The organism is Janibacter sp. DB-40 (assembly GCF_029510815.1).
GTDB lineage: Bacteria > Actinomycetota > Actinomycetes > Actinomycetales > Dermatophilaceae > Janibacter.
Map to the genome: position 1 here is coordinate 2,476,942 of NZ_CP120360.1, position 23,304 is coordinate 2,500,245.

23 protein-coding genes are annotated in these 23,304 nt (G+C 71.7%); 8 read left to right on the top strand and 15 right to left on the bottom strand.

What is annotated here, in order from left to right:
* Positions 1–39: 39 nt before the first annotated feature.
* Positions 40–624 carry an amino acid racemase gene (locus tag PVE36_RS11775; RefSeq protein ID WP_277452570.1) on the bottom strand — a complete coding sequence of 195 codons (585 nt, stop codon included), beginning with the start codon at positions 622–624 and terminating at the stop codon, positions 40–42.
* 207 nt (positions 625–831) lie between these two features.
* Here PVE36_RS11775 and serA point away from each other — a divergent pair, with 207 nt between their 5' ends.
* The gene (serA, locus tag PVE36_RS11780) at positions 832–2,034 is read left to right on the top strand and encodes a phosphoglycerate dehydrogenase (RefSeq protein ID WP_277452572.1); all 1,203 of its coding nucleotides are present in this window, start codon (positions 832–834) and stop codon (positions 2,032–2,034) included.
* Between the two features lie 139 nt (positions 2,035–2,173).
* Here the strand turns inward: serA and groL are convergent, their stop codons facing one another.
* Both groL and groES read right to left on the bottom strand, forming a co-directional pair.
* Complete coding sequence (groL, locus tag PVE36_RS11785) at positions 2,174–3,781, bottom strand: chaperonin GroEL (RefSeq protein ID WP_277452574.1); 1,608 nt, start codon at positions 3,779–3,781, stop codon at positions 2,174–2,176.
* Positions 3,782–3,906: 125 nt separating this feature from the next.
* The gene (gene groES, locus PVE36_RS11790) at positions 3,907–4,203 is read right to left on the bottom strand and encodes a co-chaperone GroES (RefSeq protein ID WP_277236958.1); all 297 of its coding nucleotides are present in this window, start codon (positions 4,201–4,203) and stop codon (positions 3,907–3,909) included.
* A 243-nt stretch (positions 4,204–4,446) separates the two neighbouring features.
* Between groES and PVE36_RS11795 the strand changes: the two genes are divergently transcribed.
* Both PVE36_RS11795 and PVE36_RS11800 read left to right on the top strand, forming a co-directional pair.
* Positions 4,447–5,688, top strand: coding sequence for a class I SAM-dependent methyltransferase (locus PVE36_RS11795; protein ID WP_277452582.1), 1,242 nt, complete (start codon positions 4,447–4,449; stop codon positions 5,686–5,688).
* Positions 5,689–5,721: 33 nt separating this feature from the next.
* Positions 5,722–6,945 (top strand): glycoside hydrolase family 3 N-terminal domain-containing protein, encoded by a 1,224-nt coding sequence (locus tag PVE36_RS11800; protein ID WP_277452584.1) that lies wholly within the window; start codon positions 5,722–5,724, stop codon positions 6,943–6,945.
* Positions 6,946–7,156: 211 nt separating this feature from the next.
* Here PVE36_RS11800 and PVE36_RS11805 read toward each other — a convergent pair whose 3' ends face one another.
* The 9 genes from PVE36_RS11805 to alr all read right to left on the bottom strand — a co-directional run bounded on the left by PVE36_RS11805 (position 7,157) and on the right by alr (position 15,576).
* On the bottom strand, positions 7,157–8,080 hold the full coding sequence (locus PVE36_RS11805; protein WP_277452585.1) for a glycine betaine ABC transporter substrate-binding protein: 924 nt from the start codon (positions 8,078–8,080) through the stop codon (positions 7,157–7,159).
* A 70-nt stretch (positions 8,081–8,150) separates the two neighbouring features.
* Entirely contained in the window at positions 8,151–9,041 is an 891-nt protein-coding gene (locus tag PVE36_RS11810) for a proline/glycine betaine ABC transporter permease (protein WP_277452589.1), read from the bottom strand.
* Positions 9,041–10,300, bottom strand: a complete 1,260-nt coding sequence (locus tag PVE36_RS11815; RefSeq protein ID WP_277452591.1) for a betaine/proline/choline family ABC transporter ATP-binding protein — start codon at positions 10,298–10,300, stop codon at positions 9,041–9,043. The genes PVE36_RS11810 and PVE36_RS11815 overlap by 1 nt, the downstream gene beginning before the upstream one ends.
* Positions 10,301–10,438: 138 nt before the next feature.
* Positions 10,439–11,524 carry a tRNA (adenosine(37)-N6)-threonylcarbamoyltransferase complex transferase subunit TsaD gene (gene tsaD, locus PVE36_RS11820; protein WP_277452592.1) on the bottom strand — a complete coding sequence of 362 codons (1,086 nt, stop codon included), beginning with the start codon at positions 11,522–11,524 and terminating at the stop codon, positions 10,439–10,441.
* Between the two features lie 9 nt (positions 11,525–11,533).
* The gene (gene rimI / locus PVE36_RS11825) at positions 11,534–12,001 is read right to left on the bottom strand and encodes a ribosomal protein S18-alanine N-acetyltransferase (RefSeq protein WP_277452593.1); all 468 of its coding nucleotides are present in this window, start codon (positions 11,999–12,001) and stop codon (positions 11,534–11,536) included.
* Entirely contained in the window at positions 11,998–12,720 is a 723-nt protein-coding gene (tsaB, locus tag PVE36_RS11830; protein ID WP_277452595.1) for a tRNA (adenosine(37)-N6)-threonylcarbamoyltransferase complex dimerization subunit type 1 TsaB, read from the bottom strand. The genes rimI and tsaB overlap by 4 nt, the downstream gene beginning before the upstream one ends.
* Positions 12,717–13,202 (bottom strand): tRNA (adenosine(37)-N6)-threonylcarbamoyltransferase complex ATPase subunit type 1 TsaE, encoded by a 486-nt coding sequence (gene tsaE, locus PVE36_RS11835; RefSeq protein ID WP_277452596.1) that lies wholly within the window; start codon positions 13,200–13,202, stop codon positions 12,717–12,719. Before tsaE ends, tsaB begins: the two co-directional genes overlap by 4 nt.
* Positions 13,199–14,368, bottom strand: coding sequence for an alpha/beta hydrolase (locus PVE36_RS11840; protein ID WP_277452597.1), 1,170 nt, complete (start codon positions 14,366–14,368; stop codon positions 13,199–13,201). The genes tsaE and PVE36_RS11840 overlap by 4 nt, the downstream gene beginning before the upstream one ends.
* Positions 14,368–15,576 carry an alanine racemase gene (alr, locus tag PVE36_RS11845; RefSeq protein WP_277452598.1) on the bottom strand — a complete coding sequence of 403 codons (1,209 nt, stop codon included), beginning with the start codon at positions 15,574–15,576 and terminating at the stop codon, positions 14,368–14,370. Before alr ends, PVE36_RS11840 begins: the two co-directional genes overlap by 1 nt.
* 48 nt (positions 15,577–15,624) lie before the next feature.
* Here alr and mgrA point away from each other — a divergent pair, with 48 nt between their 5' ends.
* Genes mgrA through PVE36_RS11865 form a run of 4 tightly spaced genes read left to right on the top strand, consistent with a single transcriptional unit; the run spans position 15,625 to position 18,482 of the window.
* Positions 15,625–16,668 carry an L-glyceraldehyde 3-phosphate reductase gene (gene mgrA / locus PVE36_RS11850; protein WP_277452600.1) on the top strand — a complete coding sequence of 348 codons (1,044 nt, stop codon included), beginning with the start codon at positions 15,625–15,627 and terminating at the stop codon, positions 16,666–16,668.
* Between the two features lie 60 nt (positions 16,669–16,728).
* Complete coding sequence (locus tag PVE36_RS11855) at positions 16,729–17,352, top strand: hypothetical protein (protein ID WP_277452601.1); 624 nt, start codon at positions 16,729–16,731, stop codon at positions 17,350–17,352.
* On the top strand, positions 17,349–17,897 hold the full coding sequence (locus tag PVE36_RS11860) for an OmpA family protein (RefSeq protein ID WP_277452602.1): 549 nt from the start codon (positions 17,349–17,351) through the stop codon (positions 17,895–17,897). Before PVE36_RS11855 ends, PVE36_RS11860 begins: the two co-directional genes overlap by 4 nt.
* Positions 17,898–17,921: 24 nt before the next feature.
* Positions 17,922–18,482 (top strand): ACT domain-containing protein, encoded by a 561-nt coding sequence (locus tag PVE36_RS11865; protein ID WP_277452603.1) that lies wholly within the window; start codon positions 17,922–17,924, stop codon positions 18,480–18,482.
* A gap of 5 nt (positions 18,483–18,487) precedes the next feature.
* On the opposite strand, the gene PVE36_RS11870 is transcribed toward PVE36_RS11865, so the two are convergent.
* The 3 genes from PVE36_RS11870 to glmS are packed head-to-tail and all read right to left on the bottom strand — an operon-like array spanning position 18,488 to position 22,211.
* Positions 18,488–19,954, bottom strand: a complete 1,467-nt coding sequence (locus PVE36_RS11870; RefSeq protein WP_277452604.1) for a bifunctional ADP-dependent NAD(P)H-hydrate dehydratase/NAD(P)H-hydrate epimerase — start codon at positions 19,952–19,954, stop codon at positions 18,488–18,490.
* A 27-nt stretch (positions 19,955–19,981) separates the two neighbouring features.
* Positions 19,982–20,335 (bottom strand): holo-ACP synthase, encoded by a 354-nt coding sequence (locus PVE36_RS11875; RefSeq protein ID WP_277452606.1) that lies wholly within the window; start codon positions 20,333–20,335, stop codon positions 19,982–19,984.
* Positions 20,336–20,351: 16 nt separating this feature from the next.
* A complete protein-coding gene (gene glmS, locus PVE36_RS11880) occupies positions 20,352–22,211 on the bottom strand; it encodes a glutamine--fructose-6-phosphate transaminase (isomerizing) (protein ID WP_277452609.1) in 1,860 nt (619 codons plus the stop codon).
* 58 nt (positions 22,212–22,269) lie between these two features.
* Between glmS and coaA the strand changes: the two genes are divergently transcribed.
* Positions 22,270–23,235 (top strand): type I pantothenate kinase, encoded by a 966-nt coding sequence (coaA, locus tag PVE36_RS11885; RefSeq protein WP_277452610.1) that lies wholly within the window; start codon positions 22,270–22,272, stop codon positions 23,233–23,235.
* Positions 23,236–23,304: the final 69 nt, after the last annotated feature.

A 23,304-nucleotide genomic window follows, 5' to 3' on the forward strand; every position in this document is an offset into this window, starting at 1 on the left:
TCGGTGACCGAGCCGCCTCCCCCCTTCGCCGCTGCGTGCTCAGGACCCGCTGAGCATCCAGTCCAGGGCCTGGTCGACGTGGATCTCGGTGGTGTCGTGCATCGGGACCTGTGAGTCGTCCTCGTCGACGAGCAGGCCGATCTCGGTCCCGGCGAGGACGATGCCCTCGGCGCCGCGGTCGGCCATGCCGTGCAGGATCTGCCGGAGGGTCTTGCGGGAGGTGTCCTTGATGATGCCGTGGACGAGCTCCTCGTAGATCATCCGGTCGACCTCGGGGCGCTCCTCCTCCGACGGAAGGATCACCTCGATGCCGCGCTCCTCGAAGGGCTTGGTGTAGAAGTCGCCCGCCATCGTCGTCGCCGTCGCCACGAGCCCGACCTTGCGCTGGCGGGCACCCTGCACCGCGGTGGCGGTGGCCTCGGCGATGTGCAGGAAGGGGACGTCGACGCTGGCACTGACCTGGTCGGCGACGGCGTGCATGGTGTTGGCGGCGATGAGGACGGCCTCGGCCCCGCCCTCCTGCAGGCTCTGGGCGCCCTCGATGAGGAGGCGGGCCATGCCATCCCAGTCGCCGGCGTTCTCCGCGTCGTCCACCGGCTGGAAGTCGACGCTGTTGATGAGCACCCGGGCGCTGTGCAGGCCACCGAGCCGGGCCTCGACCCCTCGTTGAGGCGGCGGTAGTACTCCGCCGTCGCCGACCAACCCATCCCACCGAGAACTCCCAGAAGACGCATGACCCAAGAGTAGGTCAGCCGGGCACGCAACGGCGTGCTCGGTTCCGCATGCCGAACCGGTGCCGGGCCGCAGCCGTGTCCGTCATACCCTGCACACGTGAAGGTGCTGCTGCTGGAAAACATCCATGACGTCGCCCGCGAGGCCCTGACCGACGCCGGTTTCGACGTCGAGACGCGCTCGGGTGCGCTCGACGAGCCCGAGCTGGTCGCCGCTCTCGAGGGCGTGGACATGCTGGGGATCCGCTCCAAGACGCACGTGACGCGCGCCGTCCTCGAGGCCCGACCGGAGCTGAAGGTCATCGGCGCGTTCTGCATCGGGACCAACCAGATCGACCTCGACGCCGCGTCCCAGGCCGGCACCGTCGTCTTCAACGCGCCCTTCTCCAACACCCGCAGCGTCGTCGAGCTGGCGATGGCCGAGATCATCTCGATGGCCCGCCACCTCACCGACAAGAACGCCGCACTCCACGCCGGCGTCTGGGACAAGTCCGCCAAGGGCGCCCACGAGGTGCGCGGCCGGACCCTGGGCATCATCGGCTACGGCAACATCGGCAGCCAGCTGTCGGTCGTCGCCGAGGCCTTCGGCATGCACGTGTACTACTACGACCTCGAGGACAAGCTGCCGCTCGGCAACGCCAAGCGCTGCGGGTCGCTGGAGGAGCTGCTCACCACGTGCGAGACGATCACGCTCCACGTCGACGGCCGCTCCGGCAACGCGGGCAACTTCGGCGCGCAGGAGTTCGCCCGGATGCGTCCGCGCAGCCTCTTCCTCAACCTCTCGCGCGGCTTCGTCGTCGACGTGGAGTCCCTGCGCGACAACATCGTCTCCGGCCACATCGCCGGCGCGGCGATCGACGTCTTCCCGACGGAGCCGAAGAAGGCGGGCGACACCTTCGAGTCCGTGCTGCAGGGCCTGCCCAACGTCATCCTCACCCCGCACGTCGGCGGCTCCACGGAGGAGGCGCAGCTGGACATCGGCCGCTACGTCTCCGGCAAGCTGCGCGACTGGGCCGTCTCCGGTGCGACGACCATGTCGGTCAACCTGCCCGGTGTCGCCGCCCCGCAGACCGCCGGTGACACCCGGATCCTGCACCTGCACAAGAACGTCCCCGGCGTCCTGGCCCGCGTCAACGCGATCCTCGCCGAGGGCGGCGCCAACATCGACAGCCAGCAGCTGAGCACCAAGGGCGAGTTCGGCTACGCCGTCACCGACCTCGCCGGCTCCCTGCCGGCGGACACCGAGCAGCGCCTGCGCGAGCTCGAGGAGACCGTCGAGGTCCGCGTCATCGTCGCCGACTGATCGCGGCCTCCCCCGCGTCGGTCGAGGTGACCCGCGCCGTCGGGCTCACCTGACCACCTCGGCCCGACACCAGCGGGCACGACGAAGGGGGGTCGCCCACCTCGCGGTGAGCGACCCCCCTTCGAGGTGTGTCAGGAGATCAGTGGGAGTGACCGTGGCCGGCTGCCTCGGGCTCCTCCTCCTTCTTGTCCACCACGAGGGTGTCGGTGGTCAGGACCATCGAGGCGATCGACGCGGCGTTGACCAGCGCGGAGCGGGTCACCTTGACCGGGTCGATGACACCGGCGGCCACCAGGTCGCCGTACTCGCCCGAGGCGGCGTTGAGGCCGTTACCCGGGGTGAGCTCCTGGACCTTCGCCACGCAGACGTAGCCCTCGAGGCCGGCGTTCTCGGCGATCCAGCGCAGCGGCTCGACCGCGGCCTTGCGCACGATGTTCGCGCCGACGGCCTCGTCACCCTCGAGGGTGAGCCCGTCGAGGACGGCCACGGCGTGGGCGAGCGCGGAGCCGCCACCGGCGATGATGCCTTCCTCGATCGCGGCACGCGTCGCGGAGATCGCGTCCTCGATGCGGTGCTTCTTCTCCTTCAGCTCCACCTCGGTGTGGGCACCGACGGAGATGACGCAGACGCCGCCGGCGAGCTTCGCGAGGCGCTCCTGGAGCTTCTCGCGGTCCCAGTCGGAGTCGGTGCGCTCGATCTCGGCCTTGATCTGGGCCACGCGACCGTTGACGTCGTCGGCATTGCCCTGGCCGTCGATGATCGTCGTGTTGTCCTTGGTGACGACGACGCGACGGGCCTGGCCGAGGTCCTCGAGGCCGACCTGGTCGAGCTTGAGGCCGACCTCCTCGGCGACGACCTGGCCACCGGTGAGGATGGCCATGTCCTGCAGCATCGCCTTGCGGCGGTCACCGAAGCCGGGAGCCTTGACGGCCACGACGTTGAAGACGCCCTTGAGCTTGTTGACCACGAGGGTGGACAGCGCCTCGCCGTCGACGTCCTCGGCGATGATCATCAGCGGCTTGCCGGACTGGACGACCTTCTCCAGCACCGGGAGGATCTCCTGGATGTTGGAGATCTTGCCCTGGTTGATCAGCACGTAGGCGTCCTCGAGGACGGCCTCCATGCGCTCCGGGTCGGTGACGAAGTACGGGCTGATGTAGCCCTTGTCGAACTGCATGCCCTCGGTGAAGTCGAGAGCGGTCTCGGCGGTCGAGGACTCCTCGACCGTGATGACACCGTCCTTGCCGACCTTGTCGAAGGCGTCGGCGATCGTGGAGCCGATGACGTGGTCCTGCGCGGAGAGGGCAGCGACCTGGGCGATCTCCTCCTTGCCCTCGAGCTCGCGGGCGTTCTCCAGCAGGCGGTCGGACACGGCCTGGACGGCCTTGTCGATGCCGCGCTTGAGGCCCGACGGGGCTGCGCCCGCCGCGACGTTGCGCAGGCCCTCGCGGACCATCGCCTGGGCGAGGACCGTGGCGGTGGTCGTGCCGTCGCCGGCGACGTCGTTGGTCTTGGTCGCGACCTCCTTCGCCAGCTGCGCGCCGAGGTTCTCGTAGGAGTCCTCGAGCTCGATCTCGCGGGCGATGGTCACGCCGTCGTTGGTGATGGTCGGGGCGCCCCACGCCTTGTCGATGACGACGTTGCGGCCCTTGGGGCCGAGCGTCACCTTGACGGCGTTGGCGAGCTGGTCGACGCCACGCAGGAGGGCGTCACGGGCGGAGTCGTTGAACTCCAGTTCCTTGGCCATGGGTGTCCTTTGGTCTCAGGTGAGAAGAGGGGGGAAACGGCGACGCCCCGGTGGGACCCGGGAGGGCCCGCACCCGGGGCGTCAGCAGTTGCGGCCGGTGCCCGGCCGCAGGGTCTCGGGGATCGTCAGCCGACGATCGCGAGGACGTCACGCGCGGAGAGGATGAGGTACTCCTCGCCGGCGTGCTTGACCTCGGTGCCCCCGTACTTGGAGTAGATGACACGGTCGCCGACGGAGATGTCCATCGGGACGCGCTCGTCACCGTCGTCGTTGAAGCGGCCCGGGCCGACGGCGACGACCTGACCCTCCTGCGGCTTCTCCTTGGCGGTGTCCGGGATGACGAGTCCGGACGCGGTGGTCTGCTCGGCCTCGACGGACTGGACGACGATGCGGTCCTCGAGCGGCTTGATGGAAACCGACACGCTGACTCCTTCTGTGAGGGTCGTGAATGATGATGAGTTGTCGTAAGTGCCGGGCCGGACGCCGTCGCGGGGATCGACCAGCCATGGCGTTGGCACTCGCCAGTGGTGAGTGCCAAGTCCAAATCTATGCGGCGGTTGGCACTCGGTCAACCCGAGTGCCAACCGCCCGTCCCGGTGGTCTCGAAGTGATCACCTCCGGCCCGTCTTCTTCGCTGCGCCCGCGGAGAAGGGACAATGCCCCGTGTGGATCTGACGACCGTGCGCTGGCTGGCCTCCCCCGAGGGCCATGCCGCCCTGCACGACCTCCCCGAGTACCGGGAGGCCGACGCCGTGGCACAGGTGAGCGCGCTGCGGGCCGAGGGTCGCAGCGCCGAGCAGGCCGCTGCCCTGATGACCCAGAAGCGCCTGCGGGCACGCGCGCAGGACAAGTTCGGCGAGTTCGCGCAGGGCATGCTCTTCACCCCCGACGGGCTCGAGCAGGCCAGTCGTCTCGAGGTCGCCGCGACCCACGCCGGTCGGTACGCCGCCGCCAGTCTGGCCACCGTCCACGACCTGGGCTGCGGCATCGGCTCCGACGCGATGGCCATGAGCGCCCTGGGCGTGACCGTCCAAGGCATCGACGCCGACCCGCTGACGGCGGCCTTGGCCGACATCAACCTGCGGCCGTGGCCGGACAGCCGGGCCCGCACGGGAGTCGCCGAGGACTTCGAGCCCCCACTCGACCCCCTGCACGCCCGCGCCGGCGTCTGGCTGGACCCGGCCCGCCGCACGCCCGGCGTCGCCGACCGCTCCGGCCGCACCCGCCGCGTCTTCCGACTGGACGAGATCTCCCCGTCGTGGGACTTCGTCCTCTCCGTCGCCCGGGACGTGCCCGCGACCGGCGCGAAGCTGAGCCCCTCCCTTCCCCATGACATCCCGCCGCTCGGGACCGAGGCGCAGTGGCTCTCCTGGCAGGGCACCGTGCTCGAGTGCACCGTCTGGTGGGGCCCCCTGGTCAAGGAGACCGGCCGCAGCGCCCGGGTGCTGCGCCGCGGCCACCCTCCGGTCGAGGTCGACGAGCGCAGCTGCGAGGACGACCCCCGCCGGGCCGCCGCGCTGGCCGACACCGGCCGGTGGCTCTACGAGGCCGACCGGGCCGTCGTGCGCGCCGGCCTCATCGGGACCGTCACCGGCGCCGTCTCCGGCGCCGAGCTGGAGCCGGGCCTCGGGTACGTGACGAGCGATCTGGAGATCGACCTCGGGCACGCCCGCCGCTTCGAGGTGCTGGAGGCCATGCCCTTCTCGGTCAAGGCGCTGCGTGCGTGGCTGCGCGAGCACGGCATCACCGGGCTGACGATCAAGAAGCGCGGCATCCGCCTCGACGAGGACCAGCTGCGCCGTCAGCTGAAGATCGGTCGCGGCGCCGGGGACGGCGCGAGCGCCACCATCGTGCTGACCCGGGTCGGCGGCGCCCAGAGCGTGCTCGTCGTCTCCCCCTGCGACTGAGCCGCGTCCAGTCCGCGCGGGTACTCTCCACCCATGTCGCGACGCCCCCACGCCCTGCCCCGGATCGCCGCCGGCGCAGCCGCGCTCGCCCTCGTCGGATGCGGCGGCTCCGGCAGCCCCGAGCCGAGCAGCACGGGCGGCTCCTCGACGTCCTCGACCTCGTCCAGCCCGTCCGGGTCCTCGGACGGGGGCGCGACCACCGAGGCACAGGCCGACTCCTGCGTCACCGACGTCCGCGAGGCGATGACGCCGACGCAGCAGGCCGGCCAGCTCCTCATGGCCGCCATGAACCCCGGGCCCGTGACGGGCCTCGACGGGCCCGTCAGCGACCAGGGCCTGGGCTCGATGCTCTACCTCGGTGGGTGGCAGGGCTCGCAGACCGTCGCGGCGGCGAGCGAGCACCTCCAGCAGATGGCGCCGACCGTCGACGGCACGAAGGTCGGCATGATCGTCTCCGCCGACCAGGAGGGGGGCGAGGTCCAGCAGCTGACCGGGGCCGGCTTCTCCTCCATGCCCTCCGGTCTGCAGCAGGCGCAGCTGCCCGACCTGCGATCGGCGGCGAAGGGGTGGGGAGGCGAGCTGGCCGCGGCCGGCGTCAACGTCAACCTCGCCCCCGTGGCCGACACGGTCCCCACCGCCATCGGGCAGGCCAACGACCCGATCGGCCAGTGGGGCCGCCAGTACGGCTCGACCCCCGAGGCCGCCGGCGCCGGCGCGCTCGCCTTCGCCCGCGGCATGCAGGACGCCGGCGTGGAGCCGACCGTCAAGCACTTCCCCGGGATCGGTCGGATCACCGGCAACACCGACCTGACGACCGAGGGCATCACCGACACCGAGATGACCACGGACGACTCCCACCTGCAGGCCTTCGAGACCGTCATCGACGGCGGCACCAAGATCGTCATGATCGGGTCGGCCCGCTACGCGAAGATCGACCCGGGCACCCCGGCCGTCTTCTCCGACCGGATCATCGAGGGGATGCTGCGCCAGGACCTCGGGTTCGACGGGGTGGTGATCACCGACGACGTCGGTACCGCGGCAGCCGTGCAGGCCACGCCGGTCGCGGAGCGAGCGACGAAGTTCATCGCCGCCGGCGGCGACATCGTGCTCACCGTCGAGCCGGAGCAGGTGCCGACGATGACCTCCGCGATCATCGAGCGGGCGAAGGGGGACGAGGCCTTCGCCGAGAAAGTCGAGGAGTCCGTGACCCGGGTGCTCACCCTCAAGGAGGAGATGGGCCTGCTCGACTGCGGCTGACTCCGGGCTGGTGGTGGTTCTCGGGTCGAGAGGCGCGGCGGCCCTTGGCGCGGAGACCGGACGCCTTGGTCACGTGCCCTGCGTGGTCTGCAGGTCCGGTCTCCGGCCTGAGTCGGGCCACCACCCCTCTCAACCCGCTCACCGCTTCCCGCGGACCACGACGAGCCCCTGGCGCCAAGACGCCAGGGGCTCGTTCGTTGCCGGAGGACGCTTACTGCTCCTCGGTCAGCTCGGTCTCGAACGCCTCGGGATTCTCCTCGATCCAGGCGTCGATGGCCTCGGCTTCCTTGCCCTCGCCGTACTCGTTGACGACCATGTCCTCGAGCGAGCCGTACTCCTCGTCATCGAGCTTGATGCCCTCGATGAGGTCGGCCGCCTCGGAGTACTCGTCGGAGAAGCCCTTGGTGCCCAGGAAGTGCAGGGCCTCGGACTCACCGAGCGCACCCTTGGGGTCCTTCAGGTCACGCACCGGGAAGGCGCTGTTGGCCCAGAAGGGACGCCACAGGGTGACGACGATCTCCTCCTTGGCGTCCGTCGCCTTCTTCAGCTCGGCGAGCATGCCGGTCGTCGACGAGGTGACGAGCTCGAAGTCCTGCCCGAGGCCGTACTCCGGGATGACGCTCTCCTTCGTCGCCTTCGTCAGGCCCGCACCCGGCTCGATGCCGATGATCTTCCCGTCGAGCTGCTGGGCGTGGTCCGGCAGGTCGGCGATGGACTGCATCTCGCTGTACTCCGGCACCGCCAGGGTCAGCTTCGCGTTGTCGTAGTACGCGCCGATGTCCTCGATGTCCTCGCCGTACTCCTCCATGTACGCCGCGTGGGTCACCTCCGGCCACGCGGAGGGGTACATGTCGACGTCGCCCTTGGCCAGGGCGGTGTACAGCGGCCCGGCCTCGGTCAGGGTCTGCATCTCCACCTCGTAACCGGCCTTGGTCAGCTGGTCCTCGAGGAGGTACGCGGTCGACAGGCCGTCGGTCCACGACGGGATGAAGCCCATGGTGATGGTGCCCTTGCTCTCCCCGCCTCCCCCGGAGCCGGAGTCCCCGTCGCCGCTGTCCCCGCACGCGGCGAGCGTGAGGGCCAGGGTCGAGGCGGCTGTCGCCGCGAGCGCCTTGCGGCTGAGTCGCTTGTTCATCTCTTGTCCTTTCGTGTGACGTCACCGCCGTGGCGGTGGTGTCGATGGTCACCGGCGCGAGCCGGTCTGGTTACGAACGGTTGGTGGCCCGCTGCACGATGCGTCGGAGGGAACCGGGGTAGTCCCCGGGGTTGCCGAGGGCGGCGGTCGTGCGGTCGAGGAAGATGGCGAGGATCACCACACCCAGACCGGCCTCCACGCCGAGGGGGATGTTCAGGGTGGAGATGGCGGAGACGACCTCCTTGCCGAGCCCGTCGGCACCGACCATGCCGGCGATGACGACCATCGACAGCGCGAGCATGATCACCTGGTTGATGCCGGCCATGATCGTCGGCGTGGCCAGCGGCAGCTGGATCCCCCGTAGGATCTGGCGCGGTGTGGCACCGAAGGCCGCGCCGGCCTCGACGGTCTCCGAGTCGACCTGTCGGATCCCCAGCTCGGTCAGGCGCACGCCCGGCGGCAGCGAGAAGATCACCGTGGCGACGACACCGGGGACTGCGCCGACGCTGAAGAAGATGATCGCCGGGATGAGGTAGACGAAGGCGGGCATCGTCTGCATGAAGTCCAGCAACGGACGCACCGCACCGCTCACCCACGCGCTGCGAGCGGCCGCGATGCCGATGGGCACCGCGATGACGACGGCGACCATGGTGGCGATGATGACCAGCGACAGGGTGAGCATCGCGTTCTCCCACTGCCCCATACCGGCCACCAGCGCGAAGCCGACCGGGGTGGCGACGGCGAACTGCCAGGAGCGCACCAGCCAGGCGATGAGGGTGAGCACGAGGATGATCACGATGGACGGCGGCGACAGCAGCGCTGCGTTCAGCGTGTCCACGAGCCACCCCACCGTGAGATCGATGAAGTCGAAGAGCGCGGCGACGTTGGTGGTCAGCCAGTCGATGATCGACTCGGCCCACTGGCCGACCGGAACCCTGGGGAAGATCGAGTCCTCCTCCATCACTGCACCTCCCCCGTCATCGCCGGCTCCCCGTCGTGCTCACCGGGTGGGGGGACGACGTGGTCGGGCGGTGGGGGGACGTCCTGCCCGCTCGACGCCGCCGCCAGCAGGGTCACGTGCGGGACTGTGCCGAGGACCCGGTCCTCGTCGTCGACGACGACGACGGGGCTGTTGGCGTCGGAGGCGTCGCGGAACATGTCCGCGAGCAGGGTGTCGGTGGAGGCCGTGGGCACCCGATCACGCGGGATGACCGGCAGCAGGTCGCTGCGCTCGCGCACCGCCCTGGCCACATCGCCCTCGTGGACCAGACCGACGAGGGTGCGGTCGCGGCCGACGACGACGAGCCAGGAGGTCTGGGTCTCGCGCATGAGCTTCTGTGCGGCGAGGGGCCCCTGCTCCGGCCCGACGACCACCGGCGGGGTCTCCATGATCCCGTCGGCCGTGATGACCCGGCTGCGGTCGACGTCCTGGACGAACTGCGCGACGTAGTTGTTGGCCGGGTCGTTGAGGATCTGCTCGGCCGTGCCGATCTGCTCGATCCGCCCGGCGCGCATCATCGCGATCCGATCGCCCAGGCGCATCGCCTCGTTGAGGTCGTGGGTGATGAAGAGGACCGTCTTGTCGAGCTGGTTCTGCAGCTCGACGAGCTTGTCCTGCATCTCCCGGCGGATCAGCGGGTCGAGGGCGCTGAAGGCCTCGTCCATGAGCATGATGTCGGTCTCCGCGGCGAGGGCGCGGGCGAGGCCGACGCGCTGGCGCATGCCGCCGGACATCTCGTCCGGCCGGTAGGCGCCCCAGCCGCCGAGGTCGACCATCTTCAGGGCCTCCTCGGCCCGCCGCTCGCGGTCGGCGCGGTTGACGCCCTGGACCTCCAACGCGTAGGCGGCGTTCTCCCCGACGGTGCGGTGCGGCAGCAGCGCGAAGTGCTGGAAGACCATGCTCACGTGCTCGCGTCGCACCCGGCGCAGGCTCTCCCCCTTCGCCCGGGTGACGTTGGTGTCACCGATGTGGACCTCGCCCGAGGTCGGCTGCAGCAGTCCGTTGACCATCCGGATGAGGGTCGACTTGCCCGAGCCGGACAGGCCCATGACGACGAAGATCTCTCCCGGGTCCACCGAGAAGGAGGCATCGATGACGGCGGGGGTCAGGCCCAGGGCGCGCAACTCGTCGCGGTCGGCGCCCTGCTGGAGGGCCTGGACCCCTCTCTCGGGGCGCCGCCCGAAGACCTTGTACAGATTGCTTGCGGTGATCGCAGCCACACGTCTCCTCAGTGCTCGTCTTCATCCCGGGCAGGGTTGGCGTTCCCTGACCGCGGGATGACTCATTCCTTACGGAATCATCCTTGCGCGACCGGAACCACATCGACGCGCCCTTCGTGACACGAATGGAACGCGACGTCAGTGGTCGTGGTCGACCTCCACGGGCAGACCGGTGCGCACGTCGGTGACGGGTAGCGAGCTGTCCGCGGGCAACGACGGGTCGCTCGCCGGGCGGCCCTTGAGCATCAGCTGGGCCCCGAGGCTGGCGACCATGGCGCCGTTGTCGGTGCACAGGCTACGGCGTGGGACGCGCAGTGCGACCCCCGCCTCCTCGCACCGTTGCCGCGCCATCTCGCGCAACCTGCTGTTGGCGGCGACGCCGCCGCCGATCTGCAGGGCGGCCACGTCGTGCTCGCGGCAGGCGAGCACGGCCTTGCGGGTCAGCACGTCGGTGACCGCCTCCTGGAAGGACGCCGCGACGTCGCCGACGGGCACGTCACGCCCGGCTGCCCGCTCGGCCTCCACCCAACGGGTCACGGCGGTCTTCAGCCCGGAGAAGGAGAAGTCGAAGCGGTGACGCTCCATGTCCCTGCGGCTGGAGAGCCCCCGTGGGAAGTCGATGGTGATCTGCCCGTCGCTCGCGGCGCGGTCGATGTGCGGGCCGCCCGGGAAGGGCAGCCCGAGCACCCTGGCGACCTTGTCGAAGGCCTCCCCCGCCGCGTCGTCGATCGTCGCGCCGAGACTGCGGATGTCGTGGGTGACGTCCGGGACGAGTAGGAGGGAGGAGTGCCCGCCGCTGACGAGCATGGCCATCGTCGGCTCCGGCAGCGGGCCGTGCTCGACGATGTCCACGGCCACGTGGCTGGCGAGGTGGTTGACCCCGTAGAGCGGGATGCCCAGGGCGACCGACAGCGCCTTGGCGGAGGCGACCCCGACCATGAGCGCCCCGGCCAGACCCGGACCGGCGGTCACGGCGACGCCGTCGAGGTCCGCGAGCGCCACGCCCGACTCGCGGCAGGCCTTCTCGATCATCGGGACCATGGCCTCGAGGTGTGCACGGGAGGCGACCTCCGGCACGACCCCGCCGAATCGCGCGTGCTCGTCGACGCTCGAGGCGATGGCGTCGACGAGCAGCTCGGTGCCGCGGACGATGCCGACACCGGTCTCGTCGCACGAGGTCTCGATGCCCAGGACGAGGGGCTGCTCGGTCACGGCGTCACTCATGGCATTTCCCTAGGTCAGGTCGAGGGCGAGGACGAGGGCGTCCACCCCACCCGGGTAGTACCGGGCTCTGGTCTGCAGCAGCTCGAAGCCGCGGGCCGCGTACAGCGCCCGGGCGGCCGTGTTGTCCTCGCGGACCTCGAGCAGGAGCCGCTGGGCGCCGGCGCGGACGGAGCGGTCGACGAGCTCCTCGAGGAGGCGACGACCGAGGCCGGTGCGGCGGGCCCGGGGCAGGACGGCGATGGTCATGACGTCGCTGACCTCCCCGCCGTGGTCGAGGCCGGCGTAGCCGGCCACGCCCCCTTCGTCCTCCGCGAGGAGGTACTCGCGGCGGGGACGCCCGGCGAGCTCGCCCCACCACGAGGCGAGGCTCCAGGCCTCGGCGCCGAAGAGCTCGGTCTCCAGGTCCGCGAGCTGCTCGAGGTCCTGCCAGCGCACCTCGCGCACGGTCGTCGTCCCCGGGGCTGCCGCGGCGCTCACTGCTGGGCCTGCTCGGCCCGCCGGTCGGGACGGCGTCGCTGCTGCTGCTGGCGCGGGGCGGTGGCCGGCTTCGGCGCGGACGGGACCATCGCGTCGGGACGGCGCAGGTAGAGCGGCTCGACCGGCATGGCCTCGCCCGCCGTGATGCGCTGTGCCGCGAGCGTGGCCAGGGCACCGGCGTCGACGTCGAGGAGGCCGGTGCCGTGCGGCAGCAGCTCCGGGTAGAGAAGGGGGCCGCGGCCGGCGGTCGGCAGGGCGCGGACGGCGTCCGGCAGGTCGGCGGGCTTGTCCACGGCGGGGTCGCCCAGCCGCTCGATGGCGCCGTCGGTGCAGCGGTAGCGGGCCCAGTAGACCTCCTTGCGACGGGCGTCCGTGGCGACGAGCAGCTCGCCCTCGTGGCCGCCGGTCGCTGCCGCACCCGCCAGGGCGTCGAGTGAGCACACACCGTGCACGCTGATCCCCCTGGCGTGGGCGAAGGTCCGCGCGGTGACGAGGCCGACGCGAAGTCCGGTGAAGGGGCCGGGGCCGGTTCCGACGGCCACGTGGGTGACCTCCTCGGCGGCGGTACCGGCGGCCCTCATGACCCCGATGAGCAGCGGCGCGAGGAGCTCGGTGTGCCGGCGCGCATCGACCGTGCTCCGGGAGGCGAGGACCTGCCCGCCGTCGTGCACCGCCACGGTGATGGCCGAGGTGGCCGTGTCCATCGCGAGGATCCTCATCGCCTGCTCCCTTCGCCGGGCGCCAGCAGCGCCTCGATCGCGACGCCGTCCCACCGGGGGCCGACGGCGTGCACGCCCATGGTGCGCTCCTCGGTCGCGGGGTCGGCGACGAGGGTGATCTCGAGGCGGTCCTCGGCCAGTCCCTCCGCCAGGCCCGCACCCCACTCGACGACCGTCACGGCGTCATCGAGGTCCGCGTCGAGGTCGAGGTCGTCCAGCTCCGCGATGCCGCCGAGTCGGTAGGCGTCCGCGTGGACCAGCTCGGGCCCCTCGCCGAGCGAGGGGTGGATCCGGGCGATGACGAAGGTCGGTGAGGTGACCGGCCCGCGCACGCCCAGGCCCTCCCCCAGGCCCCGGGTGAGGGTGGTCTTGCCGGCGCCGAGGCCCCCGGTGAGCACCACGAGGTCGCCCGCGCGCAGCAGACCGGCGAGTCGGCGGCCGACGTCGACGGTCGCGTCGGCGTCGGGCAGCACCAGCGTCATGCCGTGTCCTCCCGGACGGCTCCCTTCGCCCGCTTCGCGTCCCGCGCGGCGTCCTCGCCGTGGGGCCGCTCGAGCAGGCCGAAGATCGCATCGGTGACGGCCCCGGGTCGCTCCAGCTGGAGGACGTGGCCGACCCCGGGGACGACGACGAGCTCCGCGGCCGGCAGCGCCTCCGCGAGCCGGTCACTGTGCGCCGGCGGGGTCAGGACGTCGCGGGACCCGGCGACGATGAGCACGGGTGTCTCCACCAGGGCCGGCAGCGCGTCGCGGATGTCGAGGGTGTCCAGCTCGGGCAGGAAGGCGCCGATGGCGTCCAGCCGGGTGCCGAAGACCATCGTCGCGACCTGCCGCAGCAGGTCTCTGGGCATCTCGGTACCGAAGGCGTACTTCTGCACCGCCCAGGACTCGATGCCGCGACCGGCTGCCCGGGCGCCGCCCCACAGGCCGTCGCGGTTGGAGAGGTTGGCCAGGACGCCCGGACCGATCGCAGCGATGATGCGGTCGAAGCGCTGCCCGAGGCCGAGCTGGACGAGGCTGTCCCCACCGGCACTCGTCGCGATGAGCGCCGCGCCGACGACCCGGTCGCGGGTGAGCTGCGGGTACCGCCCGGCGAAGCTCATGATCGTCATGCCACCCATGGAGTGGCCGACGAGGACGAGGTCCCCCTCCGGGCTCGTCGCGTCGATGACGGCCCGCAGGTCCCGGCCGAGCTGGTCGATGACGCAGGAGGCGAGGTCGCCGTGCTCGGAGCGGCCGTGGTTGCGCTGGTCGTAGCTGACCACGCGGTACCCGGCGTCGACGAGCTCGCGGCGCTGGTGGATCCAGGAGCTGAGATTGAGCACGAAGCCGTGCACGAGGACGACGGTCGGACGGCCGCTGTCGGCCCACCCCTCCGGCTCGTCGACCTCGACGTGCAGCACGACACCGTCGCTGGCGGGCACCGCGAGGATCTTGTCGGCCTCGAAGGGGAAGACGTGCACCTTGTCGGGGGCGGTGACGGCGTTCGCTCGCGAGCGGCGCGCCGCCGTGCGACCCGCGAGACCGGCCCCGGCGATCGCGGCCCCTCCCACGAGCGCGGCGGCGAGCCCGACGCCGGTGGCGGCGGCGTGGCCGGCACGCCTCGTCGTCGGGTCCGTGCCGCCCGGGTCCTTCGCGGTGCCGGCCATCAGCGTCCTCCCAGGTATCGGCGCGGGACGCGGGCCCCGAGGCGGGTGACGATCTCGTAGTTGATCGTGTCGATGGCGGCGGCCCAGTCCTGGGCCGTCGGCTCACCGTCGGCCTCCCGGCCGAAGACGACCACCTCGTCCCCCGCGGCAGCGGTGCTGCCCGGCCCGAGGTCGAGGACGAACTGGTCCATGCAGACCCGGCCGGCCACCGTGAACTGCCGCCCGTCGGCCTGCACCGGCCCCACGTTGCCCGCGTGGCGCGGGATGCCGTCCGCGTAGCCGAGCGGGACGAGACCCAGCCGGGTCTCCCCCTTCGTCGTGTACTGGTGGCCGTAGGAGATGCCCTGCCCGGCCCCTGCGGTCTTGACGTTGATCAGGCGGGCGGTCACCCGCATCGCCTCGCGCAGCCCGAAGTGGGTCGGGCCGCCGAGGTCGGGAACCGGCGAGAGCCCGTAGATCGAGACCCCGGGTCGCACCATGTCGAACTGCGCGGACGGGTTGGTCAGCGTCGCCGCGGAGTTGGCCAGGTGGCGGATGCGCGGACGCAGCCCGGCACGCTCCGCGTCGGCGAGGATCGCCACGAAGGTGTCCTGCTGGGCCCGCACGGTGGGGTGGTCCGGCGCGTCCGCGTACGCGAAGTGGGAGAAGATCCCCTCGACGTCGACGACGCCCTCGGCCTCGAGGCGCGCGGCCTCGACGAGCATCCAGGCGAGGTCGTCCGCCCAGGCGCCCCCGCGACCCAGGCCGGTGTCGGCCTTGATGTGGACGCGGGCGGTGGTGCCCAGCCCGCGCGCGGCTGCGGCGATCTCGGCCAGCGCCCAGGGTGCGCCCGCGGAGAGGGTCAGGTCGGCCCGGATCGCTGCGGCCAGGTCGGCCCCGGGCGGGAAGAGCCAGGTGAGCACGGGTGCGGTCACTCCTGCTGCCCGGGCAGCCATCGCCTCGGACAGCTGGGCGATCGCGAGGTAGGTCGCGCCGCCGGCGAGCGCCGCGTGGGCGACGGGCACGAGGCCGTGGCCGTAGGCGTCGCCCTTGATCACGGCCATGACGTCCGCGTCACCGGCGAGGCGACCCAGCTGGGCGACGTTGTCGCTGATGGCGCCGAGGTCGATGTCGGCCCAGGCGGTCAGGCCGTGCGTCGACGCCGTGGGCGGCAGCGTCGCGGAGGAGGCGGTGGTCGGTGACTCGGGGCGGGGTGCTGTGGTGTCCATGGGTATCCGCACGAGTGTATGCCTGCCGCGACAGTGCACCATGGGGGTATGACCTACCACGTGGACGACTACCAGGCCGACCCGGCCCGCTACGACGACGTCGAGTACCGGCGCTGCGGCCGCTCCGGGCTGCAGCTGCCGCCGATCTCGCTGGGCCTGTGGCACAACTTCGGCGACCACGAGCCGCTGGCGACCCAGCGGGCGGTGCTGCGCCGGGCCTTCGACCTGGGCGTGACCCACTTCGACCTGGCGAACAACTACGGACCTCCCTACGGCAGCGCCGAGCGCAACTTCGGCACCGTGCTCTCCGAGGACCTGCGCCGGTACCGGGACGAGCTGGTCATCTCCACCAAGGCCGGCTGGGACATGTGGCCGGGGCCGTACGGCCAGATCGGCGGATCACGCAAGTACCTGCTCGCCTCGCTCGACCAGTCCCTGCAGCGGATGGGTCTGGACTACGTGGACATCTTCTACAGCCACCGTTTCGACCCGGACACCCCGCTCGAGGAGACGATGGGGGCGCTGGACTCCGCGGTGCGTCAGGGCAAGGCGCTCTACGTGGGCATCTCCTCCTACGGGCCGGAGCGCACGCGGGAGGCCTACGCGATCCTGCGCGAGATGGGCACCCCGCTGCTGATCCACCAGCCCTCCTACTCGATGCTCAACCGCTGGGTCGAGGACGAGCTGCTCGACACGATCGAGGATCTCGGCGTGGGCGCGATCGCCTTCTCCCCCCTGGCCCAGGGGCTGCTGACCGACAAGTACCTCGGCGGGATCCCCGAGGACTCCCGCGCCGGTCGCGAGGGCACCGGTATCGCGGGACAGCTGACCGAGGACAACCTCGCGCACATCCGCGCGCTCAACGACATCGCCGGCGAGCGCGGGCAGACCCTCGCCCAGATGGCACTGGCGTGGGCGCTGCGCGACCGGCGCATCACCTCCGTGCTGGTCGGGGCACGCACCGTCGCCCAGCTGGAGAACAGCCTCGGCGCGCTGGACTCGGCCGGCTTCACCGACGAGGAGCTGGCCCGGATCGACGAGCACGCCGTCGAGGGCGGCATCAACTGGTGGGCGGAGTCGGCGCAGGGCTGAGGGCGAGGAGTGGTCCCACCTCGCTACTCTTCTCCCGACACCACCGGGAGGACACAGGGCATGGGGAAGACCACTCGCATGATGCTGGCCGCGCTCACCGTTGCCACGATGCTCACCGCCTGCGCCGGCAACGAGGACGAAGGGGGCGGGGAGTCAGCGTCGTCGACGTCGAGCACGTCGGCCGAGGCCTCGCCGGCCGACTCCTCGCCGGGCGACTCCGAGACGAGTACCGAGCTCGATGCGGCCGCCAAGCAGGCCGGTGTCGACCCGACCGACCCACCGGAGCCGATCGCCAGCGTCACGATGCCGGGGGCGGGCGGCGGCGCGAACAACGCGCCCACCGAGATCACCCTGGATCTGCTCTCGTTGCGACGCGACGGCGACCTGCTCGTGCTCAACCTCGGCTTCACGCCGAAGAAGGGCGAGCCCACGAGCTACTACGGGTGGACCACCACCCGATGGGCACCCCAGATCATCGATACGACGAACCTCACGGTCCACGACGTCGTCGACTCCGAGTCCGGTTCCGTCTCGACCGGGACCGGACCACTGGGCACCAAGGTCGGCGGCGGCCAGACCCTCCACCTCTACGCCGTCTTCGCAGCGCCCCCGCAGGACGTGGAGACCGTGACGGTCAAGCCGGCGGACGGGGCCCCGGCCTTCACCGGGGTGACCATCCAGTGAGCCGGCGGTCGCGGGCGACCACCGGGACCCTCGCCGCCCTGCTCGTCCTGCCCCTGGCCGCCGTCCCGGCGCACGGCGACGGGGTCGACGACCTGCCGGAGATCACGCCCGCCCAGCTGGCGGCCTCGGTGCACGACCTCCAGCCGAACACCAGCGACATCCGGTCGCAGATCACCCCGCTCGAGCGGAAGGTCTCCTCGGAGGCGATCGCCCTCAACAGCGACGTCCTCTTCGCCTTCGACGAGGCGAGGATCAGCTCCCGTGCGCAGCGGGCCATCGGTGACGTGGTCGAGGAGATCCCGCAGGGCGCGTCGGTGACGATCACCGGCTACACCGATGACGTCGGCGAGGAGGACTACAACCAACGGCTGTCGACCGAGCGGGCCCGGGCCGTGGAGGAGGCCGTGACCAGGGCCCGCCCCGACCTGGACACCACCGCACGAGGACGAGGCAGCGCCGATCCCGTCGAGCCCAACAGCACGGGCGGGGAGGACAACCCCCGCGGCCGCGCCAAGAACAGACGCGTCGAGATCAGGTACGGGTGACCCGACGGCGCTAGCCTGACAGGCATGCGCACCGTCGTCGTCAGCCTCATCGCCGCCGATCGCCCCGGACTGGTCACCGAGCTCGCGGCCGTCGTCGCCGAGCAGGGCGGCAACTGGCTGGAGAGCCAGATGGGCCGGCTGGGCGGCACCTTCGCCGGGGCTGTCCTGGTCGAGCTCGAGGACGAGCGGGTCGAGGACCTGTCGGCCGCCGTGCGCGACCTGCGCGATGTCGACGTCGTCGAGGTGACGGCGGCGACCACCGCCGCGACCGCGGACCCGGGTGACGCCCCGGTCCGCGTGGTCGCCATCGGCCAGGACCAGCCCGGCATCGTGCGCGAGGTGACCCGGGCGCTCGCCGACCGGGGGCTGGGCATCCGGGAGTTCCACTCCTCCACGAGCGATGCCCCGATGAGCGGCGAGCGGCTCTTCGAGGCGACGGCGGTCGTGGGGGCGGCCGAGGACGCCGACCTCACCGATCTGCGCACCGCGCTGGACGAGGTCTCGGAGCAGCTGCGGCTGGACATCCAGATCGACGACGGCGAGGAGGACAACCCGGCCTGGGGCGAGGTCCCCGAGCTGGGCTAGTCGGCCTACCGCAGCAGGGCCGCGACCGTCGGCCCGATCGCGTGCGCGACGGCCAGCGCCCGCACCGGGCCCCCGGGGTTGGCGTGCTCCGCGGCCCGTCCGTGCACGAGCACACCGAGTGACGCGGCCCTCGTCGGGTCGAGGCCGGCGGCGAGCAGCGTCCCCACGAGCCCCGCGAGGACGTCCCCCGACCCGGCCGTGGCGAGCCACGCGGGCGCGTCGTCGTGCACGTGCACCGGCCCCTCGGCGTCGACGACGTGGGTGACCGCACCCTTGAGCAGGACGGTCGCGCCGGTGAGCCGGGCGAGCAGCCTGGCGTGCTCGAGCGGGTCGGCCTCGACCTCGGCCCGGGTCAGGGCGGTCGTGCGGCCGCGCAGTCGGGTCAGCGCGCGGGCGCATTCCCCCGCGTGCGGCGTCAGGAGGGTCGGCGCCCCGCGGGGCCCGTCGAGGAGGTCGAGGCCGCCCGCGTCGAGGACGACCGGCAGGTCGGAGGCGAGGGCCGCACGCGCGGCGGCCAGCTGCTCCGCCGCCCCTTCGCCGGTGGCCTCCGGGTCCAGACCGGAGCCGATGCACCAGGCCTGCACCCTCCCTTCGCCCGGGACCGCCTCGGGGACCGCCTGTCGGACGAGGTCGGTCGGCGCCTGCGGGCCGACGTAGCGAACCATCCCGGTCCCCGCCGTCACCGCCGCGGTGCTCGCGAGCACCGCGGCCCCCGTGTACCGCGCGCCTCCGGCGATGAGACCGAGCACGCCGCGGGAGTACTTGTCGTCCTCTGCGGACGGGACGGGCCAGAGGGCGGGCACGTCGTCCGGGGTCAGCCGGACGACGATCGGGGTGGCGTCCTCGAGGTCCAGGCCGATGTCCAGGACGGTGAGGATCCCGCAGGTCGGCTCGGTCGACGGCATCAGGTGGACGGCCTTGGGCGCCCCGAAGGTCACCGTCTCGTCCGCGAAGACCGCGTCCGCGACGACCGGCCCACCGTCGACGGGCTGCCCGCTCGGGGTGTCGACGGCGATCACCCAGGTGCGGTCCGGGATCGCGTCCACCCACGGCCGGGCGAAGGGGGGAAGTCCCGGCCGTCCGCCGATGCCGGTGATGCCGTCGAGGACCACCTCGGCCCGCGCGATCGCGGTGAGCGCCTCGGCACCGTCCCCGGTGAGGACGCGGGCGCCCCGGGAGCGGGCCCGCTCGGCGGCCGCCGACACCGTGGGTGAGGACTCGGGGTCCACGCACACGGCGGTGGCATCGAAGCCGCGTCGGGCCAGGCGGGCGATCGCGTAGAGGGTGTCGGCACCGTTGTTGCCCGGGCCGACCAGACCCGTGACCCGACGGAAGCCGCGGTCGCGCATGCGGCCGCTCGTCAGCCGGGCGAGGCCCCTGGCGGCCCGGCCCATCAGCTCCCCGCTCTCGAGGAGCTCGGGAAGGGCATCCTCGGCCCGGCGGATCGTCTCGACTGAGTACCCGGTGATCACGTCAGTGACCGTACTCCCCCACGGACGTCAGGCGGACTCGGCGATGACGATCGCGGTGGCGATGCCGCCGTCGTGACTGAGGGAGATGTGCAGGCGGGTGACGCCGAGCAGCTCGGCGCGGGCCGCGACCGCGCCGGTGACCACGAGGACCGGCTCGCCGTGCTCCCCCTTCGTCACCTCCGCCTCCTGCCACGGCAGGTCGCCGGGTGTGCACAGCGCCTTGCCGGTGGCCTCCTTGGCGGCGAACCGTGCCGCGAGGGAGCGCAGCGGCAGGTCGCGCTCCCGCTCGGTGAAGACCCGCTCGCGCAGGCCCGGCGTCCGCTCGAGACGGGCGCCGAGACGCACCATGTCGACGACGTCGATCCCCACCCCGACGATCACGGCGCTCCCCCGACCTTCACTCGACGGTGACGGACTTGGCGAGGTTGCGCGGCTGGTCGACGTCGAGCCCCTTGGCCGTGGACAGGTGCAGGGCGAAGACCTGCAGCGGCACGACGGTCAGGAGCGGCTGGAGCAGCGGCGAGGTGTGCGGCACCCGGATCACCTCGTCGGCGAACGGGACGACCTCCTCGTCGCCCTCCTGGGCGATGACGATGGTGCGGGCGCCGCGGGCGCGGATCTCCTGGATGTTGGAGACGACCTTCTTGTGCAGGTCGTTCGGCGTGTCGGGGCCCGGCACGACGATGAAGACCGGCTGACCGGGCTCGATGAGCGCGATGGGGCCGTGCTTGAGCTCACCGGCCGCGAACCCCTCGGCGTGGATGTAGGCGAGCTCCTTGAGCTTCAGGGCCCCCTCCATCGCGATCGGGAAGCCGACGTGACGCCCCAGGAAGAGCACCGCGCGGGTGTCGGCCATGAAGCGGGCGATCTCCTCGACCCGGTCCATCGTCGTCAGCAGCTCGGCGATCTTGTCCGGGACCGTGTGCAGCTCCGCCATGACGGACCTGGCGTCGTCGGCGAAGGTCTCGCCGCGCAGCTGCGCGAGGTAGAGGCCCAGCACGTAGCAGGCGGTGATCTGCGCGAGGAAGGCCTTGGTCGAGGCGACCGCGATCTCCGGACCGGCGTGCGTGTAGAGGACGGCGTCCGACTCACGCGGGATCGTCGCCCCGTGGGTGTTGCAGACCGAGACCGTCAGCGCTCCGAGGGAGCGCGCGTGGCGCACCGCCATCGCGGTGTCGGCGGTCTCGCCGGACTGGCTGATCGAGACCACGAGGGTGCGCTCGTCGACGATCGGGTCGCAGTAGCGGAACTCGTGGGCGAGGGCGACCTCGACCGGGATCCGGGTCCAGTGCTCGATGGCGTACTTGGCGACCGTGCCGGCGTAGGCGGCGGTCCCGCAGGCGACGATCGTGATGCGGTCGATCGCCCGGAGCTTCTCCTCGTCGATGCGCACCTCGTCGAGCACGAGCCGGCCCTCGGCGTCGGTGCGACCGAGCAGCGTGTCCCCGACCGCCTTCGGCTGGTCGTGGATCTCCTTCTCCATGAAGGTGTCGAAGCCGCCCTTCTCCGCGGCAGCCGCGTCCCAGGTCACCTCGTAGGGGCGGCCCGCACCGTCGGTGCCGTCGAAGTTGATCACCGAGTAGGCGTCGGGGGTGATCGTGACGATCTGGTCCTGCTCGAGCTCGACGGCCTGCTTGGTGTGGCCGATGAAGGCCGCCACGTCGGAGCCGAGGAAGTTCTCCCCCTCGCCGAGGCCGACGACGAGCGGGCTGTTACGACGGGCCGCCACGACGACGTCCGGCTGGTCGGCGTGCACCGCCAGGAGGGTGAAGGCGCCCTCGAGTCGGTTGACCACCCGGCGCATCGCCTCGGTGAGGTCACCGGTCTCGGTGAACGCGGCCGCCAGCATGTGGGCGGCGACCTCGGTGTCGGTCTCGGAGGTGAAGGCCACGCCCTGCTCGAGCAGCTCACCCTTGAGTGCGTGGAAGTTCTCGACGATGCCGTTGTGGACGACCGCGATCTTCCCGTCGCCCCCGCCGCGGTGCGGGTGGGCGTTCTCGTCCGTCGGCCCGCCGTGGGTGGCCCAGCGGGTGTGACCGATGGCCGTCGTCGACACCGGGATCGCCTCGGACTCCAGTGCCGCCCGCAGGTTGGCGAGCTTGCCCGCACGCTTCTCCGCGAACACGGTGTCCCCCGTGACCAGGGCGACGCCCGCAGAGTCGTACCCGCGGTACTCGAGCCGGGAGAGCCCCTCCATCACGACGTCCAGGGAGCGGGCGCCCGCGTCGGGGCCGACGTATCCAACGATTCCACACATGCGGGACAGGTTAACCGTCCCTGTGCCGGGCCCGGAGCACGTGGGACACAATGAGGCTGTGCCCTCCGCGTCCTCCGCCGCCACGGTGACCGTGCCGTCCCCCTTCGTCGAGCTCGACCGCGATGCCTGGGCCCGACTGCGGGAGAACCACCCACTCAACCTCGACGAGGGGGATCTGGCCCGGCTGAGGGGTCTGAGCGACCCCATCGACCTCGAGGAGGTCCAGGAGGTCTACCTCCCGCTCTCCCGGCTGCTGACGTTCTACGTCTCGGCCACGACGCGGCTGCACCGGACCACGTCCACCTTCCTCGGTGAGCGACCGCCGAAGGCTCCCTTCGTCATCGGCGTCGCCGGGTCGGTCGCGGTCGGCAAGTCCACGACCGCCCGCATCCTGCGCGAGCTGATGCTGCGCTGGCCGGACACGCCCCAGGTCGACCTGGTGACCACCGATGGTTTCCTGCTGCCGAACGCCGAGCTGGAGCGCCGTGGCCTGCTGCAGCGCAAGGGATTCCCCGAGTCCTACGACCGTCGGGCGCTGCTGCGCTTCATGTCGGCTGTGAAGGCCGGCCAGCCCGAGGTCTTCGCGCCGGTCTACTCGCACCTGACCTACGACATCGTCCCGGAGGGGCAGATCGTCGTGCGGCAGCCGGACGTGCTCATCGTCGAGGGACTCAACGTCCTCCAGCCTCCCGGCGCCCGTCAGGACGGACGCACGGGGCTCGCCGTCAGCGACTTCTTCGACTTCTCCGTCTACGTCGATGCCAAGGTCGACGACATCCGACGGTGGTACGTCGAGCGCTTCCTGCGGCTGCGGCAGACCTCCTTCGCCGACCCGCAGTCCTACTTCCACCGGTACGCGCAGCTGACCGACGAGCAGGCCGAGGCCCGCGCGCTGCACATCTTCGAGACGATCAACCAGCCCAACCTGGTCGACAACGTCCTGCCGACGCGGGGTCGGGCGAGCCTGGTGCTGACGAAGGGGGCGGACCACCAGGTCCGCCGGATCCGGCTGCGCAAGCTCTGACCCGCTTCCGGCGGCCGACCGACCCCGCGCGTTCGTCGGGGTGCTGCTGGGCGCGTGAGCGGTGGTGCT

Bases quoted from the DNA above. Each gene is read 5' to 3' on its own strand.
- glmS (WP_277452609.1), bottom strand. From the start codon at position 22,211: ATGTGTGGAATCGTTGGATACGTCGGCCCCGACGCGGGCGCCCGCTCC.
- PVE36_RS11805 (WP_277452585.1), bottom strand. From the start codon at position 8,080: ATGAACAAGCGACTCAGCCGCAAGGCGCTCGCGGCGACAGCCGCCTCG.
- PVE36_RS11800 (WP_277452584.1), top strand. From the start codon at position 5,722: ATGTCGCGACGCCCCCACGCCCTGCCCCGGATCGCCGCCGGCGCAGCC.
- groL (WP_277452574.1), bottom strand. From the start codon at position 3,781: ATGGCCAAGGAACTGGAGTTCAACGACTCCGCCCGTGACGCCCTCCTG.
- alr (WP_277452598.1), bottom strand. From the start codon at position 15,576: ATGGACACCACAGCACCCCGCCCCGAGTCACCGACCACCGCCTCCTCC.
- tsaD (WP_277452592.1), bottom strand. From the start codon at position 11,524: ATGAGTGACGCCGTGACCGAGCAGCCCCTCGTCCTGGGCATCGAGACC.
- PVE36_RS11840 (WP_277452597.1), bottom strand. From the start codon at position 14,368: ATGGCCGGCACCGCGAAGGACCCGGGCGGCACGGACCCGACGACGAGG.
- mgrA (WP_277452600.1), top strand. From the start codon at position 15,625: ATGACCTACCACGTGGACGACTACCAGGCCGACCCGGCCCGCTACGAC.
- tsaE (WP_277452596.1), bottom strand. From the start codon at position 13,202: ATGACGCTGGTGCTGCCCGACGCCGACGCGACCGTCGACGTCGGCCGC.
- PVE36_RS11855 (WP_277452601.1), top strand. From the start codon at position 16,729: ATGGGGAAGACCACTCGCATGATGCTGGCCGCGCTCACCGTTGCCACG.
- PVE36_RS11810 (WP_277452589.1), bottom strand. From the start codon at position 9,041: ATGGAGGAGGACTCGATCTTCCCCAGGGTTCCGGTCGGCCAGTGGGCC.
- tsaB (WP_277452595.1), bottom strand. From the start codon at position 12,720: ATGAGGATCCTCGCGATGGACACGGCCACCTCGGCCATCACCGTGGCG.
- PVE36_RS11865 (WP_277452603.1), top strand. From the start codon at position 17,922: ATGCGCACCGTCGTCGTCAGCCTCATCGCCGCCGATCGCCCCGGACTG.